Origin of the sequence: Mediterraneibacter sp. NSJ-151 (assembly GCF_022487435.1) — a bacterium.
In the GTDB taxonomy this organism is placed as follows: Bacteria; Bacillota; Clostridia; order Lachnospirales; family Lachnospiraceae; genus Schaedlerella; species Schaedlerella hominis.
Genome location: NZ_JAKVPP010000005.1, coordinates 86,428 through 105,979 on the forward strand (window position 1 = coordinate 86,428; position 19,552 = coordinate 105,979).

A 19,552-nucleotide genomic window follows, 5' to 3' on the forward strand; every position below is an offset into this window, starting at 1 on the left:
TTTTCCTCCTCACATGTTCTCTGATACTTTTACTTTCTGTTCACCAGGCACCTGCCTGATTTCAATTTCAATTCCATCGTTTAACAACTCTTTTAACATTTCCTCATCCCGGGCAGTAACTGGAATTGTCTTATAAAGTGTCTTAACAATGTCTTCCTTTGGCTTACAACCGCCAAGATTGATAGATCGTATTCCTGCATATCCTTTGGCCAATCGATATGCATCCTCAATACTCTCTACAACGATAAATAATTTATATTTATCTGTAACACCCGCATTTAATGCAGCGATGGAATCTTCAATATTTTTCATAACAAGCTTCACCCCATTTGGCTTAGCCAATTTCATTGTTGTTTTCCGAATATTATCATTCACAACCGCATCATTCGCAATTAAAATACAATCTGAATCTAACGATTGTGTCCACGCCATAGCGACCTGACCATGCAATAATCTGTGATCTACTCTTAATAATTTAATCATTTTACATCCTCCGTATCTCGTTTTAATTGATTCTAAAATTCATCGTCTTCCTCTGCTTTGTCCTCAGACAATAATTTATTACATAAAACAATACCTTCACTTGCTTCTGAAATATTAGTTTCCAGTTGTTTCTCTGTCAGATTTTCCGTTTCATACCACAAGCTAAGAACTAATGGGAGATTCATTCCTGCTATTAACCAATATCCCCCCTCTTGTGCTCTTATCATAAATTCGTTATTGATACTTCCGCCAAATATATCTGTGATAACAACCCACTGGTCTTCTGGATTTCTTTCGTTCATCCACTTTTCTACCATTGCCGGAAGATCCTTAGATTGCTCATCTACATAAGCGCATAGAGTTTCTACATTTTCATTTTGCCCCATTAAAAATTCCGCTGTCTTTTTCATTCCGTTTGCCAAGGGGCCATGACTAGCAAGCAATATTTTGTTCATTATCACTCCTCCTGTTCTTGTGATATAACATCATATAACATCTCGTTACAATAAGTTTACTACTGTGTGCTATTTCTGTCAATAAAAAAATAGCACTTCTGCATTTTTTATGCAAAAGCACTAATTTTTATTTTCTAATTTTTATTTTAAAGATAGAATTTTAATCGTTCTGTACAATACACTTGTTTTGATACAAACAATGGTTTTCCTTTTTCATCTTGATGCTTATCTGTAAAAAGTAACAATGCTTCTCCCTTTTTTATATTCAATAAACTTGCTTCCTGAGCATTTGCATATACAACTTCTAATGTACGGATGCTTTTTCCAAGTGTAATTTTATGTTTTTGTAAAATATCATACAACGACTGGTTTAAATCTTCTCCTTCCAAAAACGAGAATCCTTTTCCATAATGGTTGGTTTCAATCATTGTAGGAACATCATCTACAAAGCGTAAACGCTTTGTGCATAAAATCGTTGTATCCTCTTCTATATCTAGATATTGTGTGTCTGACATCGTCGGATATATCCATGACACATCCACCACTTTTGTAGTAGCTTGTTTTCCCTCCTGCTGACATGAATGTGTAAATCCAACCGTATCATCTGCCGAATACATAGCTTTCTTAGATGCAATAAAGGTCCCTTTTCCTCGAGATCTGATTACGAGACCATCTTCTTCTAACTCGCTGATTGCTGAACGAATGGTTATTCTACTTACAGAATATGCCTGCATTAGTTCAGCTTCTGATGGAAGTTTATCTCCAGGTTTTAATTCACCTTTTTCAATTTTTTCATTTAATAGATTCACTATTTGCTTATACATCGGAATCATACTGTCTGGATTTATATTGTTATTTTTTTCCATATTGCTTCTCCCTATTCATCACAATGCATTATGTTACATAATAATACATTATATAACATTTATTATTCAATGTCTATAATATCTTCTAAAAATCCATACAATATACTCTTCTCTCCGAAATTATTATAGATAACTACCGTTACATTTTTTTCCAATTCATCGATAACTGATTTACTTTATTTGACATAAAAAATTTAAAATAATCCCCCAAAAGTACCTGTTTTGTAATATGTAGCGGATTTCCTGTATTCATATAAACCGTTTCTGTTAATACAAATACTGCATCTGGTTCTGAAAGTCCCATCAAAACAATCTCTTCTTCTGTTGTTATATTAGTTTCAAGCATAATCGAAGTATAACAATTATCTTCTATCTGTAATCCTGTTTTCTCTGTTATTTTCTCATAAAGCGAACAATTTTCCATATCTATTTTTGAAAGAAATCCATATTTCGAATATGGCAAATATACATGTTCTATCATAACAGGTCTATCATTTACGTGTCGTAGGCGCTTCAAATATACAAGCTTTTCCCCATCTTTTAGTTCTAATTTTTTTGCCATCACCGCGTTAGCTGAAATCACTTTATTTTCAAGAATCTTTGTATAAGTTTTTATATGATTTTCTTGACAAAAATATGTAAAGCCTTTGAATGTTGTCAAACTCGAGGAAATTTTAGGTGTACGTACAAACACACCCTTACCTTGATATTTCACTAAAATTTCTTGTTCAACCAGTTCTGCAATTGCATTTCTAATTGTAATTCTGCTAACTTCGTATTGTTCACACAATTTTGCTTCACTTGGAATAGATTGTCCCGAACAAAACTCACCTTGTTCTATTCTATTTTTCAAATCTTCTGCCACTTGTTGATACAGTGGTATCGCACTATTTAATTTTATCATTTACGATAGCCCTCTCTTTTTTTATTAACGAGACTCTAAATATGTCATATGATGTATCTATACAATATATTATATCAGATATTTTTCAAAAGCACGATAATTATTTTAATTCAAAAAAAGAAACCTGCAAAATCATACAATTTCTACAAGTTTCTTTTCTTCACTCTAACTTATTCAATTTCTTCAGGCTCCATGCTTAACACATGATCTTCATTTTTCATATCATATTTTTCGCAATACTCTTTCAGATACTCAAGATATCGCGGACTATTCGATGGATAAATCTTAGAGTCATGGATATGTGGATCTGAATCTACCTCTCCACTCTTCATCAACGCTACCATTGCACTGGCACAGTGTGCTGCAATACGGTTAAAACTATTCAAAATATCATTGAATACCGTTCCCTCTTCCAGACCACAAATTCCATCACTAAGACGTGCTACATGGTGCAGTTTCAACTCGTCACACATTTTTGTAATAAGCATCCCCAATGGTGCCACACGTTCAGCGGCCTCTTTATCGTCATTCATAAATGCATTACATGTTATATTGATTTCTTCACGGACAGCTTCCATTACCACATTTAATTCATCCCATGCCGACTGTGAAAATTGAATATGATTATCGTGCATCTCATTCGATAAATGTGCGATATAAGATGCATGATCTCCAATTCGTTCAAAGTCATTGATTGTATGCAGATACAAGGATACCTGTGTAGTCTGCAGTGTATTCATCTCGTGTTTTGTCAGTTTAATAAGATACTCACCAAGTCGGCTTTCGTATTTATCTATCAAATCTTCTTTGCGCTGTACCTTATCAAACTTATCCTGCTGATAATTATTGATCAGGTTCATCGCTCTGTTTACATTCTTACGAAGCTTCTTTGCCATTCCATTCATAGCTCTGTGACACTGTCCGATAGCTAATGCCGGATAATTGATCAAACGTTCTTCCAACAAGTCAAAATCCGCTTCATCTTCCAATTCTTCCGCACTGTCTTTTACAAGATAGCAGACTAACTGCTCAAGCTTCGGAATAAATGGGAAGAGCACACATACAGTTGCTACACGGAATACTGTGTTTAACAACGCTATGCTTACTGGTGACATAATCATGTCCATAAATGTAAAATGAACAAATGCATTCACTGTATAGAAAATAACTGACCATACAACCAAACCGAATAAATCATTCATCAAATATACAAGTGCTGTTCTTTTACCGTTCTTATTAGCTCCAATAGCTGAAATTAAAACTGGACAGGCAGCACCTACACCAATTCCAAGAACAATCGGAAATGCACTTGCAAATGTTAATAATCCTGTTACTGATAATGCCTGCAGTACACCGACTGTTGCGGATGCACTCTGCAATACTGCTGTAAATAAGATACCTACTAAAATACCTGCCAATGGATTCGAGAACATTGTAAGCATATCTACGAATACCGGACTTTCTTTCAATGGTGCCACAGCCCCACTCATGGTCTGCATACCTGTCATCAAGATTGAAAATCCCAACATGATATTACCAAGATTCTTATGCACTGTTCTTTTACCGAACATACGCAGGATAATACCAATTACTGCCACTACTGCAGAAATTGTTGCTGTAGATAAAAGACTTGCCACTCCGTTGGAACCTTGAATATAGGAGAGACATAAAATCCATCCTGTAATACTGGTTCCAATATTAGCTCCCATGATGATACCGATAGCCTGTTTTAGCTTCATCATACCGGAGTTTACAAAACCGATTACCATAACCGTAGTTGCAGAGGAAGATTGAATAACACTGGTTACTCCGGTACCAAGTGCGACTCCCTTCAGCGGAGTATTCGTCATCTTGTAAAGAAATGCTTCCAGCTTATTACCTGCGACAGACTTTAGTCCATCTCCCATAAGTGACATTCCAAACAAAAACAGCGCCACTCCACTCAACAAAGATAAAATCATTGAAACGATTGCCATAACTTTCTCCTTTGATGTCCCCTTTTAATGTCCGGGGACGACATCTTCTGTACTATTTTTTTACTTATTATTTACTTTTTTTTGGCATATTTTTAACATTGCCATTTTTATTATGCCATATCAATAATCGGATTACAACATTTTTCTTTGATAATCATTTGTATGAATACAGAACAAAAAAGCTCGAAAACTACGTGTTTTCGAGCTTTTTGTAAGAGGCACAGATCGGATTTGAACCGATGAATCAGGGTGTTGCAGACCCACGCCTTACCACTTGGCTACTGCGCCTTATTCTATATGTAAAAAGTGCATAAAGCACTTTAAATGACTCCAACGGGAATCGAACCCGTGTTACCGCCGTGAAAGGGCGATGTCTTAACCGCTTGACCATGGAGCCTTATTCATTTCGGCTGTGCCGTCTGTAACAGCCGAAATTTATATTATCATAGCACTTTGAAAAATGCAAGCTTTTTTTTAATTTTTTTTATCTTTTTTCAATATCCTCATTATTATTGTAATGTAAAGCTGACTTTTCCTTTATTCTGTCACTTGAATGGCATCATATCCAGTCTCTTTTGTACGGATTTTCAATGCCGAACGAATTTCATAACTGAATATCTTTCCATCTCCCATTTCTCCTGTATATGCCGCTTTCTGTATCGCATCAATCGTTTTCTTCTCCCACTCTTCAGAAGAAACAACAATTTCAAATTTTATTTTTGGTCTCATTTGAATCCCAATTTCCATACCACGTACGATTTCTGTGTATCCTCGTTGAGCACCACACCCCATTACCTGCGACACTGTTATTCCATTCACTTCTATATCCTGCAATGCCTGTTTGACATCTTCAAACTTTTCTTCTCTCACAATTGCATCTATTTTAATCATCATTTTGAGTGACCTCCTAAACAACTATTTTACTGATCCAATCCATTGAAGCTTGGGTATGCACTTTCTCCATGTTGTGAAATATCCAGACCTACCTGCTCATCTTTTACATCTACGCGAAGAGGCGTAAATATTTTTACTATAGCTACGCAAATCAATGTTCCTACAACAGCAATTATCATTGTAATGATGATTCCTACGATTTGTGCTACAAACAGATGATAGTCTCCGAATACTAATCCATCCCAGCGGGCAACGTCATTGATTGAGCTCTGTGCGAAAATACCTGTTGCGATTCCGCCCCAGATTCCTCCTATTCCATGACAGCCAAAAGCATCCAACGCATCATCTATTTTCAGTTTTTTCTTTATTAATGCAACTCCATAGTAACAGATTGGACTTACCAATGCTCCTATGATAAAGGAGGACCAGATTGGAACAAATCCTGCACCTGGTGTGATTGCCACCAAACCAACAACAAGACCTGTTGCTGCACCAACCAACGTTGATTTTCCATTATGTAATACATCTAAGAGCATCCATGAAAGCAATGCCGCTGCAGCTGAAATTGCGGATGTCATAAAAGCATGTGCTGCCAAACCATTTGCTTCAAGTGCACTTCCTGCATTGAATCCGAACCAGCCAAACCAGAGAATTGTTGCACCTAATACAACAAACGGAATATTGTGGATTCGATATGTCATCACTTCGTAGCCTCTACGGCGTCCAAGAATAATTGCCAATGTCAGTGCCGTAATACCAGAACTGATATGTACTACATCGCCGCCTGCAAAATCTACAGAACCGATTGCTGCCAGTAATCCACCTTCTCCCCATACCATGTGTGCCAATGGATAGTATACTACAACTGACCACAATGCTACAAATAAGAACAATGCCTTAAATCTCATTCTTCCTACAAGAGAGCCTGTAATCAGAGCAGGTGTGATCATCGCAAACATCATTTGAAATGCACAGAATACCAAATGCGGTATCGTATCTGCGTATGGTCCTGGCTCCATTCCAACTCCATTTAGCCCAAACCAGCGGAAATCTCCGATAATTCCTCCATGATTTCCACCAAATGATAATGAATATCCGAATAATGTCCACATAACTACTGACAATCCCATAATTGCCACACATGCCATCATTGTATTAACGACATTTTTTCGTCTGACAAGTCCTCCATAAAAAAACGCCAGTCCGGGTGTCATAAAAAACACAAATGCTGTGCAAATCATCATAAATGCTGTATCTCCCGTGTTCATGTTTCATCCTCCTCTTTCTTTTTCTATACAACAAACAAAAAAAGAGCGTTCAAAGTATCTCCATACTTCAAACGCCCTCGTCCGTCTGCTCATTACTCTACCACAATACTATGTTATTCGCAAGTATAATATTTTATAACAACTCTTGTTCTAGATATTCTTCCGGTGTAGGAAATATAGTATCTTTCCCTGTACATATTACATGAATATCATCTCGCAGTGCTTTCGCTTCCATCGAATTGATCTTCTCTAACTCCAACAGCAATTCCTTACTTTTTTCAAGCAGATTTTCAGGTACTTCATCCCATTTCTCATGAAATCTGCGATAACGGCAATACAATTCCTTGTCCGATAAGTACGTTTTCATTGCCTGTACCATATAATCCGGACATCCCTTTGTATCAAGATATTGTACTACTTCTTTCAAATCAATTGAATCATCTAATGCATCATGACTCACTTCCGAACCAAGTCCACAGAGTAATTTCAAATTAGCGATTCCTATATTGTGTATTTTTAACTTTTTGGAATAAATGCCTTCGATATCCTTGATCATACGTATCATTCGATTGACCGATTTTCTTGCTCGTTTAGAAATATCCCCCCGATATGCCTGAAGGTCTCTCTGAATAACCGTCTGATCCGGCCCCCAGACAAAAATTCTCGTTACATTCCAGATGGCCATACGCTGTGCAGCTTCTTCCATCACCATTTCATATTCTGGTGCATTTAGCAAATCTTCTTCCGTAATTCCTGTCACTTCTCGGAAACGATTATGCAATTCATCATCCATATAGATATACGAATGAAATCTGTCCACTTCTTTAAAATCCTTGCGGCAGATTACAAATCCTATTGATACTAGTTTTGATGGTGCACCACCTTTACGCTGAGACGTAAGAAATTCTGTATCCAGAAAGGCAACTGTTTCTTCCTTTAAAATATCTCTTACAACAAGAGTTTCTTTTGCCTGTTCTTTTTTGTTTGTTTTCTTTCTATATTTTTTTTTTGTATTTTCCAACGGATTCACTCCCTACTTTAAACACTTAGCGAAGTATTTTTGAGCTTAGCATTTGTTATTTCAGCCAGAAAAACAATATCATATTCTGAGTTTTCAGGCAACCCATTTACATTTTTATAACAGATTTATACGTGAATTTATCTGCAAATCTGTTATAATAAGATTAGTTTTTAGAAAGTGAGGTTACTATTCCATGATAAACATTACAATTTGGTATGAAAAGCTTCAGGAAATGACGACTCCGGATTATCGTTTTGTTAAGATTCCGGAAGACAAACGAGAAGAAGTTGAAAAGTATCACGCAAAAGGCTCCAAAGCAATCAAAGAAGCTTATCCGCTCGGACTTGGTGGAACATTGAAAGATTATATTTCACAGATGGACGATGTGTCTGTGACACTTGTCACTCTTGATATGCCGGAATTTGGACTGCCTGATGAGCTTCTTGAAAAGACAGATGTTTTAGTCTGGTGGGCTCATGTCGGACATGATGCAGTACCAGACGACCTTGCCCGCAAGATTCAGGATCGTGTGCTTCGCGGAATGGGATTTATCGCCCTGCATTCTGCCCACCTTTGTAAGCCACTTCGTCTCCTGCTTGGTACAAGCTGCACTTTACAGTGGCGTGAGGGTGATTTTGAACGTATTTTCACAACTTCACCGACTCATCCGATTGCACAGGGTATACCTGCAAGTTTCGAATTAGATGTGGAAGAAATGTACGGAGAATACTTTGATATTCCAAAACCGGATGATGTTATCTTCACCGGCTGGTTCCGCGGAGGAGAAGTCTTCCGTTCTGGCTGTACATGGACAAGAGGTTATGGTAAAGTGTTCTATTTCCAGCCTGGACACGAGACAAATCCTACTTATCATAACCCACATGTTCTACAGATTATTAAAAATGCAATCCGTTGGGCTGCACCTGCTGCTCCGATTAAAGGAAAAATCGAATGCCCCCATGTAGAGGTGTCACCGGAAAGTAAGTATCAGAAATAGTCGCTCGCCCCCACAAACGGGTGGGGGCGATTTTGAGCCGATTAGGGACGGAGTTTAATGGCTTTTTGCGAGCAAAAAAGCCATTAAACTCCGTCCCTAATCGGCTCATTTTCCTTATATTTAAATCATCCTATTTTTTCCACGGCCACCGTATCTCTGCCTTAAACAGATCTGCCTCTGTCTCAACATGGAAGTGTCCACCTTGCAATTCTGTAAAGCTTCTTACAATTGCGAGTCCCAGACCGGAGCCCTCGGAATTTCTGGATTCATCACCGCGTACAAAACGCTCAGTAATCTCCTGTGGATTGAATGTCAATTCATCTTTCGAAACATTTTTCATCTGTACTACGATTTCATTTTCTTCTCTAAAAATATCCACAAATACCCTTGTATGTGGCATTGCATATTTTGTGGCGTTCACAATCAGGTTTTCAAAGATCCGGTATGTCTTTTGTCCATCCAAAACAGCCGTCATTTTTTCTTCCGGATAATTACATTTAAATTCCAGTTCTGTTTTTTCAATTTTTTCATCCAGTTCCAGTTTCACCTGTTTAAACAGGTTCACAACATCAACGTCCGTCAAATTCAATATTACATTTTTGCTGCTTGCCTTACTAATATCGAACAAATCTTCAATCAATACTTTCAGACGCATGGATTTTCGTTCCAGCACATCGACATACTCTTTCTTTTTCTCTTCATCTTTTTCTTCTTTCAGAAGATTAATATAAGTAATGATCGCTGTTAGTGGCGTTTTCAAATCGTGGGACACATTTGTAATGAGTTCGGTCTTCATACGTTGGCTTTTTATTTCCTCTTCAACTGCTTTTTTGTAGCCTTCCTGAATCTTTTCAATCTCTGGTTTAAATGGATTGAACATGCCAAGATCTTCCTTGATCTCCACATTCATGTTGCCTTTTGCCAATTCTCCGGTTGCTTCTAAAAGTCTGGCATATTTTCGCTTTATATCTTTGTAATATTTCCGCAAAATGAAGAATAATATAACGGAATATATGACAAGTGCCTGTATGCGATAGTCCCAGAAAAGACTTACTAAAAATAATACGGCAAAGTTGCAAATAACAATTCTGAGTAAAATCTTGTTGCTCTTATCCGTCAGATCTACTTCCTGCAGTGATTTCCATACTTTTGCAACAAATGCTTTAAATTTTTTCCCAAGGGATTTTGCAGTATCTTCTCCGTTACTCCCTATCGTTTTAATTTTCTCCCAATGGCGTCCGACCATGGTCTGCTGTTTCAAGTATCCTTTTATTCCCAGCGATATGACTCTTCTAAGGCTCGCTGCAATCCAATATGTGGCTGCAAATGTTCCAAGCCACACCATCCAGTCTAAGAAATCCGGATACCCTTTCCTTCGGCTTAACAATGCTCCGCTTTGATTCATCAAGACTTCAATCAGCACAAAAACTGCTATCACAGTCACCTCCAACGGAGCATGGAAGATTTTTTCATTTCCTGTCTGAAAAGTCTTGAAACAAGGATATAGCCATGCCGCAGCCGCTACAGCCAGCATCCACAACAAAATTGTATCATTCATTTCACCTGGTGCATAATAAGAATCCGGATTTGCGATTTTATAATCATTGATATACTCCTTCAGATTCTCCGTTGACATTGCAAACAAGTATGTTCGATTCTTCGGTGTCTGCAAGGATACTTCCTCATAATCCTCATCTGTATCAGGATAAATCGTCACTTCACAATAAGACAGCCAGCTGTCCTGAAAATAATTCCCGATAAGCTTTCGCATGGTTACTGTCTGTTCTTTTGCATAATCGCTTTGCTTAATGTTGACACTTGGTTTCCCATTTGCATCATAGGAAATAATCATTCCAAGGGCATAATTTTTTAGATTGCCTTCTGTCAGATTCTTCCCTGAACTGACCGTACTTTTTTCAATATCACCGCCATTTTCATCAAGCACCCGATAGTCCAGATAAGAATTAAAATGTGAATACCTTGACATTTCTGCATTGTAGGAATCATACAGAGATTTTTCAACATCATCTGCGTACTTTCTTCCACTTTCTGTATTATAGAGCAGATATGTACTCTCCAGAAAATGTCCCAGAAAATCTGACGATTTCTCTGCATTTTTAAATGCTTTTGTCTTCGTCTCAGTTCTCATCTGATACCAGCTAAAATACCCGGTCATCATTGCCAATGACGGGATCAATATTGTAATCATGATAAAAAATATAGCTAATTTATGCCTGTTTTTCAATTTTGTATCCAACTCCCCACACCACCTTCAAATATTTTGGTTCCTTCGGGTTAATCTCAATCTTTTCACGAATATTTCGCACATGCACCATGATTGTATCTGTGTTGACTGCACGTTCATTCCACACACGTTCATAAATCTCGTCTGCAGAGAACACCCTTCCAGGATTTTTCATTAACAATAATAAAATTTTATATTCCATCGGAGTTACTTTTACAAGTTCCCCGTCCACACGGACTTCCACACGGTCTTCATCTAATTCAAGCCCTCCGATAACGTGAATGTTCTGCGTCTTTTCTTTATCGCCTAATTTTTCCATAAATCTTCGGTATCTGCGAAGCTGTGAATTTACTCTTGCAAGCAGTTCCAATGGAGTAAATGGTTTTGTCACATAATCATCAGCTCCCATATTAAGCCCTATGATTTTATCGACTTCTTCTGATTTTGCAGACAGAAAAATTACTGGGAAATCGTATTTTTCCCGAAGCTTTACCGTCATCTGGATCCCATCCATTCTTGGCATCATCACATCCACAATCGCCAGATGGATTTCTTCCTTCTCAATTACTTCCAGTCCCTCAACTCCGTCTGCTGCCTGGAACACTACATATCCCTGGCTTTTCAAATATATTTCAACACCCTCTCGGATTTCCTTATCGTCTTCAACGATCAGCACATGATTCATTTCCATACTCTTATATACCTCTCACTTTCCCATACTTTCGCTGCCTTTCCAAGTATACCATATCCGGCACCTCCTCGCTTTTTGCTTTTCTTTTTATGTTGTAAATAGCATAAAATCTAATCTTAAAAAACAGCATGCAGAAATTCGAAAGATTTTCTAAAGAGTCTACAATTGAATTTCTCGCTTTAACGTACTAGAGCCGATTGGGGACGGAGTTTGATGGCTTTTTTTCTCGCAAAAAAGCCATCAAACTCCGTCCCCAATCGGCTCATTAAACTCCGTCCCTGTCTGGCTCACCCGTCCCTATCTGGTTCTATGAATACGTAATTACCTTCTTCCGTATCTGATTAAACTTAATCAAATCCGTATCTACATACTCCAACGCATACAACGTTTCTCTGTCTCTTTCATCATAATTAATACCCTTGAGCAAAAGATAGGATTTATCATCCCCGCCATATTTTTTTACAATATGATGTATTTCTGGAATTTCCTTACTGTAGATTACCTGAATCTCTGTTTTGTCCCATTGAATCGTATGTCCGGTTTTATGGTAAATATAATAAAATAACGAATCCATATCTTCTGTTGTCATATCTTCATAATCTGGCAGCAATTCAATATCTACATAATCCTGCACAATAGAACATAACTTATCATCTGCGAAAAATGCCTTTACACAGACGATCACATCCTGCCCTTCTTTTATTTTCAATGCCAGTGCTACTTCTTTAGAGGCAGCTTCCGTACGACATTCAATAATCTTGACAGACGGTGTATATCCACTGTTTCGAATCATATCTGAGAAATGCATAACTGGGTTAAAACTAACTTGAATCCCTGCCGATACAGGATTTACGAAGGTCCCTTTTCCATGTTTTCTTGTAATTATTCCTTCATTTGCAAGATCATCCAGAACACTACGGATTGTAATACGGCTGACACCAAACATAAGTGCCAACTCTTCTTCTCTTGGAAGCTTTGTTTCTACAGAAAGATCCATCTGCGAAATATGATCCAGCAACATGTCCTTTACTGTCTGTTTTAAATCTAATTTCTTTACTTTTTTAATCGCCATACCATTTCATCTCCTACTTAAAATCATACTCGCATCTAATACATATCGTCAAGCATTTCCAGTTGAATCATGCTTTTTATACACCTAATAGGTTACTATTTACAGTACCTTTGACCTGCAGCGCATCTCGCCATTTTAAATCGCAAAAAATTGTTACTGCCCATCAACTGAACAGTAACAATTTTGATTATCTTTTTATTCTACTGTATTACACTAAACATTGCCTCTACGGCTGCCACACATTGAATGCATAGATTGTGATAACCATACTAATCACCAATAATACATTTCCTGCCATGACAACACCTGCGGATGTAGAAAGACATGTCATAAAAGATCCACATCCCATTAATATAATTCCGATCAAAGCTGCAATCTTATATTTCAACATATTTTTCATTGGCTTATTCTCCTATTTTTCTGAATACTTTTTTGCCTGTTAATTTCATTAAAATGAAGTAAATAATTCCGCCGAGAACCAGTCCTGTCAAAGATGGTAATCCAATAGGAAGAACATTTGCTAAAACAATAGAAACAACCCACGAAATCCAAGTCATTACATTAAAGTTCTTAAACTCTGTTTCTTCGAGCATTGGATAGTTCTTTTTATGAAGCAAATAAAAATCTACCAGGATTATTCCTGCAAGTGGTGGTACAACTGTTCCGAGCAGATCAAGAAAACTGAACAGGAAGCCAATCTGATATGGTTTTGTCAGTGTAGCTAATGCAGAAAGAACAAGCAATACAACAATAATCTTCTTTCTGTCTGTTTTCAACGCATTTGACAAGTTCAATGATGTTGAATACAGGTTTGATGCATTTGTTGTAAAAATGTTTGTTGTCATCAGAATTAAACTTGGAATAACAAGTCCCATAGCAAGAAGAACTTCTGTCAAATCACTGGTTCCAACAGCAATTGTTGTAATTGCTCCACACAAAATCATAAATACATTACCAATCAAAAGCCCTGTCAAATTTGCTCCTACTGCAGCTTTTGTCGATTTTGCATAACGCATGATGTCTGCAATACATGTTGCTGTAGAAAGAATCCATGTTCCGATAATTGCTGTGATTCCGCTTCCGAGTGAAATGCTTCCTTCCGGTGTGAATCCGATTACTCCTGCCAGACCAACCATATTGATTCCTTTAAGTGATGTTCCAAGAGAAAGGAAAATGATTGCCGGAATTGCAACATATCCAAGGATTGTGATTGCTTTGATTCCTTTAAATGAGAAAATTCCCATGATTACTGCACTTAATGCCATACAGATGTACTCTCCAACTTGTCCACAATGAAGAACTGTTGCAACAAAATGTCCATATGTTGCAGCCTGTATCGTATACCAGCCAAGGTTTACGATTGGTACAAAGAAGGATGCGATTCGTGATCCTTTTTCACCAAAACTGTATCTTGTCATCAGTGCAAATGTTAATCCCGTCTTGCATGCAATATAACTTACCAAACATGCAATCAGGCAAAGGAAAACATTTCCTATTAAAGTAGCTAACAAAATATGTTGGAAGTCTAATCCTTCTGCCAAACCTCCTCCGGCCATCATACTTGTTACTACAAATACAAATCCCATCCAGATAATTGTCAAGCTGGCGTAACTTTTACGTTCTTCCTGTGGTACGGTAGAAAGTGAATATTCTTTATCTATCTGCTTTTCTTTTTCCATGCTTCTGCCCTCACGTCTTCATTCCATTGTCTTTTATTTTTGCTGTTTAATTGTTCCAGTAATCCTTATGAACCTCTGCTACCTTCGGTGCCAACTCTGGGAAAGGTCCGATAACAGTAATATCTTTCTGCCCACGGGCAAATACTTCGCGACATGGAAGATCAAACGTCGGATTCTGCTCATCTGAACCTGTAAGCGCCAACAAATCTTTTTCTGTCATTGCATATACAACAGTTCCGATATTTGCCCAGTACATTGCTCCTGCACACATTGCACATGGCTCTGCTGTTGTATATAATGTACAATTCCATAAAAATTCTTTGCTATATTCCATAGACGCTCTCTCAATCAACTGAGTCTCCGCATGTCCTGTTGCTTTGTGTGTTGAAATTTCTACATTCTCCTGTTCCATCAAAATGTTTCCTTCCGCATCAACAAGTAATGCTCCAAATGGTGTATTTCCTGATTCGCGTGAATGTTTTGAAACTTCGATACAACGCTCTAAATAGTATTCATGTGACTGTTTCATATCTTTTTACTCCTCCTAATATATTTTCGTTCTTTTAGGTATAAGGTAATACCTCTTATCTATTACAAATTTAATATATCATGGGTATAACAATTCTTCAACAACATTTTTTATACTATTTATAATTATTACTTATAAAAATATATAAGTAACCAGACAGTGAGCCGGACAGGGACGGAGTTTAGTGGCTTTTTGCTATGCAAAAAAGCCACTAAACTCCGTCCCTGTCCGGCTCACTGTCTGGTTCCCTATCTGGGTTAATATTCTTTTATCAAACGTACCTGGTATGTTTTTTCTGGATCCAACTTATATTTTTTCATAAAGTAGGCTTCATTAGCTGCAATAGTAACATATGAAGCTAAATCATTAAAGATAACATCTTCACCTTTTTCTACATATCCAAAAGATTTTTCATATGGTATCACTGTATCAAGTATCTGTTCTTCTCCATCTAGAAGAACCATTCTTACTTTGTCTCCTATTCGGAATCCAGCTTCTTGAAATTCTTTATTTTCAACAGTTAATTCAGCACTTCCGAATGGGTCATAACTCTTAATTTCTGTCTCCACCAAACCTTCTGAAATTTTCGCCCATTTTAACTCATGACATACAATTTCTTCAACTGGATATGCCGGTCCGACTTCTTCAAAGGAAATCACTCCTGATGCAAGTCTTGCTGCACAATATGCAAATAAATCTCTTCCATGGAAAGTATGCACATCTTTTGTTAATGGATAACGATTTATTTCCTCGTTAATTTCTCGTATTGCTTCTACTCCAATTCTTTTTTTCAGATAAGTCAATGTTCCATTATCTGGAGTCACAACATAACTTCCATTTTTTAATTTTGCAACAGATGCCTTGCGACTTGTCCCAACTCCCGGATCTACTACCGATACAAAAACCGTACCATCTGGCCAAAACGGAACTGTATATTGTAAACAATAAGAAGCTGCTTCAATATCAAAAGCTGGAATTAAATGAGTAATATCATGTGTTTCCAATTCTGAATCTACTAAACGGCACATTCCATGCATACACGCAACTAATCCTGAATCAATCCCAAAATCCGATTGCATAACTATTGTTGGTTTTTTCATATCTATTTTTCCCCTTTTTCACAAAGCTCCATCTCTATTGTCCAGTTTGGACCTACTTGAATTCCATATTTTTCTGACATATTTTCATAATTAATTGCAATTTGTATCTGAAGTGTCTCACTAACCATTAAAAGTGGTTCTCCTTCGGCTACTGAACCAAACGAATCGCAAAATGGCACTTCTCCAGAAAATACCGGCTCTTCTTGTCCTTGTTTTCTAATTTTAACATTTAATAAATCTCCATAGGAAACTCCTGCTTTTTCAAATACATCTGCCGGAATGTTACTACAAATTAATCCAAAATGATAATCCGCAGTATCAATCATTCCAAAAAATTTATTTCCTTCCCACTGATACGGAATAATCTCATGTAAAACAATTTCCTCAATCGGATACTCTGGCCCAACTTCTTCATAAGTAATAATTCCTGCCGCCAGTTTTGCAGCACAGTATGCAAATACATCTCTTCCATGAAAAATGTTACACTGTGCTGTGGTTTTTAACCGATGAGCTTCTTCATTAATTACACGAACAGCTTCTACACCGATATATTTTGCCACATGTGTAAGAGTCCCATTATCCGGAGTTACAACATAACTACCATTTTTTAATTTTGCGACACACGCTCTTCGATCTGTTCCCACACCTGGATCTACAACAGAAACAAAAACTGTGCCTGCTGGCCAGAAATCAACTACGTAACTTAAACACGTAGAAGCCTGATATGTATCAAAACTCTTAATATCATGTGTATTATCAAAAACACGTAATGTCGGATCCACCATCATACACACGCCCTGCATAGTACAGACGGAAATATCTTTTGTAAAATCTGTTTGCATTACAATTGCTGCTTTCGAATTCATTGTTTTCCTCCTCAATTTTAAATTTTATATCAGTCTATTGTTGATTATCTAATAATTCTTTAAAGCCTTCTACTGAATAGCTTTCTCCTAATCGTTTCTTCTCTAAAGCTGCTCTTAACGCACTCATTCTCTTATCTTTTAATGGAGTCACTGCCATAACTACACCAGCTCCAAATAAACATACACCTGGAAGAATAGTAAACATTATTTTTATCATATTCAGTGCATTTTCTCCCTGCATAGCTAAAGTTGGATTGAATCCACTCTGTTCCAATAGTATGCCCTGTACCGCTGCAGCAACAGAACCACCAAGTTTTAACAAAAACGAGTAATAAGACATAATAATTCCGTCACGTTTTTTTCCTCGCTGAAATTCATCATAATCTACAACGTCATATAAAAAGTTAAAAATACACATCCAATAAGCACAAGTTCCTACACCAACCAGTACTACATAAACACATCCCATTGCAATATTAGGAATACCAGTAAACATTGTAAGTATCATAATACTTCCACTGAAAATAGTACAACCAACATACACCTTACTTTTACTAAAAATTTCCACCCCTTTTGTTACAAATGGAATAAATACAATTGATACGATATTCATAGCTGTAAACATCAGTGATGCTTGTGTTTCAGCCAACCCCATGTTGTACGTTACATAATACATCAGACTAGAGTTAAATAATGTCATGTATACATTAGTTAAAAGTGCACAAAGAATTACAAGCACATACGGTTTCATCTTCATCAGACTCCAAATCTGTACGAAAAATCCTTTTATATTCATCTTCTCAGTCTCAGCGACCTCTTCTATTGGCTCTTTACCTTTAGTCATCCACCACATTAATGAAATTGTAATGACAGAAATAACTGCTGTGATCACACCTACTGTAAACCATGAATTTGCATCTGAGAAACCACTCGCCACCATTTTTCCAACAATAAAAGTAGGAACAGAACTTGCACAAAAAATTCCAACATATCCAAGTACTTCACGAAAAGCTGCCAATTTTACACGCTCGCTATCAACATCTGTAAGTACTGATCCAAAAGAATAGTATGGAATATTAAATGCTGTATACGCTGTCCAGAAAACAAGGACTAAAATCAAATAATACAAGTTTTTTTGTGCAGCCGGAAAGTCCACTTTTAAAAATAATAGTACCATAGAAGCACCGAGCGGAACTACTGATCGCAAAATCCAAGGGCGACGTTTTCCCTTGCTACTTCTAGAATTATCTACAATATACCCAATAATCGGATCAGTAATAGCATCCCACGCAATCGCAATTGAAATAATAGCTCCAGCTACTGCTGGACTCACCCCTGCAACTGTTGTCATAAAAAAAGATAAAAATGATAAAATAAAATTGTATGATGTACTATCACCAATAGATCCTATCGTATAACCTAAAATATCCTTTGTTTTCAATTTCTTATTTATCGTTTCCATGAGTCCCTCCTACTTAATGCGGTTTACAACCGCCCATGTCCCATAAATTTCAAATCCAGTCTTTTCGAAAATTGAGTATTCTGAATCTGCTGGTGCAAAAATGCAAGGCATTTTTCCTTCTCGATGTATGTATTCACTTAATACAGATAAAACCTTCTGTGCATACCCATTTCCTCTATATGCGGGATCTACACAAATTCCTCCCAGCATACAGGATTTTTCTGTTTTTGCTGCACTATTTCCGTGTGCAATAATTTTCCCATTTTCTTCAAGTAGTACATGAATTCCTTCATTATTTGTAATACGATTTACAATCATCGCCTTTTCACCATATGGTGCTACAAACTCTGGAAAACTCATCAAAAACTGATAAATAGCATCCACATCATCCAATTTTGCAATTCTCAGATTTGCCATTGGTTTTTCCAAAATTTGTACTGGAATAGGCTGTACATACAAATTACTTTCTACCATGTTCCATGTACTATCCAAATAATCTAAAACTTGTTTGACAAGTTCCCCTCTTCCCATTATGGTTCTAATTTCTCCATTTACTAACTGTGCAACCGCCCTGCCATCTATGTAGTCCGGTTCACCTGCAAGAATCAAATTATGATAATACCGCAAGTAAACACCTTGACATTCTCCATTTTCTTCCTGCACATAAATCTGTTGAAATGAATGATTAAATCCATATTGTTCCATATCTGCAAGCAAAAATGTATGATAAATCGGATTTTCTTGCAAATAGTTTAATAATTGCCCTCTGTCTTTTTCTTCGCAAAGACGTATCATGTATCCTCCCCCTCTTATCTTGTTGAACATGTTCATCTTGTCCAAAGATTAGCATTGTTTTTATCTGTTTGTCAACATTTCCTCCATACTTTTTTAATTTTTATAACTTTCTCACAAGGTTTAACATACAATCTTGTGCATTTTGTATTTCCAGTCTCTTTTCATTTCCTACTTATCAGAATTATAATTGCACAGACAAAAAAAACATGATATGATTAACTTGTTCATCAAGATTGAACAAAGGAGGTC

At 37.0% G+C, this 19,552-nt stretch carries 19 protein-coding genes and 2 tRNA genes; 1 reads left to right on the top strand and 20 read right to left on the bottom strand.

Translation table 11 applies throughout. The features are described from left to right. Positions 1–9: 9 nt before the first annotated feature. The 10 genes from LQE94_RS06570 to LQE94_RS06615 form a co-directional block, all read right to left on the bottom strand. Positions 10–483 (bottom strand): PTS sugar transporter subunit IIB, encoded by a 474-nt coding sequence (locus LQE94_RS06570; RefSeq protein ID WP_022075229.1) that lies wholly within the window; start codon positions 481–483, stop codon positions 10–12. Positions 484–515: 32 nt separating this feature from the next. Next, positions 516–938, bottom strand: a complete 423-nt coding sequence (locus LQE94_RS06575; RefSeq protein WP_022075228.1) for a PTS sugar transporter subunit IIA — start codon at positions 936–938, stop codon at positions 516–518. Between the two features lie 146 nt (positions 939–1,084). Further along, positions 1,085–1,804, bottom strand: coding sequence for a GntR family transcriptional regulator (locus LQE94_RS06580; protein WP_118737693.1), 720 nt, complete (start codon positions 1,802–1,804; stop codon positions 1,085–1,087). A gap of 139 nt (positions 1,805–1,943) precedes the next feature. Beyond that, the gene (locus LQE94_RS06585) at positions 1,944–2,708 is read right to left on the bottom strand and encodes a GntR family transcriptional regulator (RefSeq protein WP_118737692.1); all 765 of its coding nucleotides are present in this window, start codon (positions 2,706–2,708) and stop codon (positions 1,944–1,946) included. Positions 2,709–2,878: 170 nt separating this feature from the next. After that, positions 2,879–4,684 carry a Na/Pi cotransporter family protein gene (locus LQE94_RS06590; protein ID WP_117991086.1) on the bottom strand — a complete coding sequence of 602 codons (1,806 nt, stop codon included), beginning with the start codon at positions 4,682–4,684 and terminating at the stop codon, positions 2,879–2,881. Positions 4,685–4,900: 216 nt separating this feature from the next. Beyond that, positions 4,901–4,972: transfer RNA gene (locus LQE94_RS06595), tRNA-Cys, on the bottom strand. 37 nt (positions 4,973–5,009) lie between these two features. Continuing rightward, a tRNA-Glu gene (locus LQE94_RS06600) sits at positions 5,010–5,081 on the bottom strand. Positions 5,082–5,221: 140 nt separating this feature from the next. Continuing rightward, positions 5,222–5,578 (bottom strand): P-II family nitrogen regulator, encoded by a 357-nt coding sequence (locus LQE94_RS06605; RefSeq protein ID WP_022075224.1) that lies wholly within the window; start codon positions 5,576–5,578, stop codon positions 5,222–5,224. 26 nt (positions 5,579–5,604) lie between these two features. Beyond that, complete coding sequence (locus LQE94_RS06610; protein ID WP_022075223.1) at positions 5,605–6,846, bottom strand: ammonium transporter; 1,242 nt, start codon at positions 6,844–6,846, stop codon at positions 5,605–5,607. Between the two features lie 133 nt (positions 6,847–6,979). After that, positions 6,980–7,867 carry an exonuclease domain-containing protein gene (locus LQE94_RS06615; RefSeq protein ID WP_172696985.1) on the bottom strand — a complete coding sequence of 296 codons (888 nt, stop codon included), beginning with the start codon at positions 7,865–7,867 and terminating at the stop codon, positions 6,980–6,982. A gap of 193 nt (positions 7,868–8,060) precedes the next feature. On the opposite strand from LQE94_RS06615, the gene LQE94_RS06620 reads away from it, so the two are divergent. Beyond that, complete coding sequence (locus LQE94_RS06620; RefSeq protein ID WP_240577289.1) at positions 8,061–8,864, top strand: ThuA domain-containing protein; 804 nt, start codon at positions 8,061–8,063, stop codon at positions 8,862–8,864. A 130-nt stretch (positions 8,865–8,994) separates the two neighbouring features. On the opposite strand, the gene LQE94_RS06625 is transcribed toward LQE94_RS06620, so the two are convergent. The 10 genes from LQE94_RS06625 to LQE94_RS06670 all read right to left on the bottom strand — a co-directional run bounded on the left by LQE94_RS06625 (position 8,995) and on the right by LQE94_RS06670 (position 19,303). Further along, positions 8,995–11,121 (bottom strand): sensor histidine kinase, encoded by a 2,127-nt coding sequence (locus tag LQE94_RS06625; protein ID WP_118737689.1) that lies wholly within the window; start codon positions 11,119–11,121, stop codon positions 8,995–8,997. Then, the gene (locus LQE94_RS06630) at positions 11,093–11,800 is read right to left on the bottom strand and encodes a response regulator transcription factor (RefSeq protein WP_118737688.1); all 708 of its coding nucleotides are present in this window, start codon (positions 11,798–11,800) and stop codon (positions 11,093–11,095) included. The genes LQE94_RS06625 and LQE94_RS06630 overlap by 29 nt, the downstream gene beginning before the upstream one ends. A 307-nt stretch (positions 11,801–12,107) precedes the next feature. After that, positions 12,108–12,872 carry a GntR family transcriptional regulator gene (locus LQE94_RS06635; RefSeq protein ID WP_186864364.1) on the bottom strand — a complete coding sequence of 255 codons (765 nt, stop codon included), beginning with the start codon at positions 12,870–12,872 and terminating at the stop codon, positions 12,108–12,110. Positions 12,873–13,098: 226 nt separating this feature from the next. Continuing rightward, positions 13,099–13,272: a hypothetical protein gene (locus LQE94_RS06640; RefSeq protein WP_172696980.1), complete on the bottom strand. Its 174-nt coding sequence runs from the start codon at positions 13,270–13,272 to the stop codon at positions 13,099–13,101. Between the two features lie 4 nt (positions 13,273–13,276). Continuing rightward, positions 13,277–14,551, bottom strand: a complete 1,275-nt coding sequence (locus tag LQE94_RS06645) for a cytosine permease (protein WP_240577290.1) — start codon at positions 14,549–14,551, stop codon at positions 13,277–13,279. Between the two features lie 46 nt (positions 14,552–14,597). Continuing rightward, positions 14,598–15,080 (bottom strand): nucleoside deaminase, encoded by a 483-nt coding sequence (locus LQE94_RS06650; protein WP_118738501.1) that lies wholly within the window; start codon positions 15,078–15,080, stop codon positions 14,598–14,600. 257 nt (positions 15,081–15,337) lie between these two features. Then, entirely contained in the window at positions 15,338–16,180 is an 843-nt protein-coding gene (locus LQE94_RS06655) for an SAM hydrolase/SAM-dependent halogenase family protein (RefSeq protein ID WP_118738261.1), read from the bottom strand. Between the two features lie 2 nt (positions 16,181–16,182). After that, positions 16,183–17,046 carry an SAM hydrolase/SAM-dependent halogenase family protein gene (locus LQE94_RS06660; RefSeq protein WP_118738262.1) on the bottom strand — a complete coding sequence of 288 codons (864 nt, stop codon included), beginning with the start codon at positions 17,044–17,046 and terminating at the stop codon, positions 16,183–16,185. A 34-nt stretch (positions 17,047–17,080) separates the two neighbouring features. Then, positions 17,081–18,508: an MFS transporter gene (locus LQE94_RS06665; RefSeq protein ID WP_118738263.1), complete on the bottom strand. Its 1,428-nt coding sequence runs from the start codon at positions 18,506–18,508 to the stop codon at positions 17,081–17,083. A 9-nt stretch (positions 18,509–18,517) separates the two neighbouring features. Continuing rightward, positions 18,518–19,303 carry a GNAT family N-acetyltransferase gene (locus tag LQE94_RS06670; RefSeq protein WP_240577291.1) on the bottom strand — a complete coding sequence of 262 codons (786 nt, stop codon included), beginning with the start codon at positions 19,301–19,303 and terminating at the stop codon, positions 18,518–18,520. Positions 19,304–19,552: the final 249 nt, after the last annotated feature.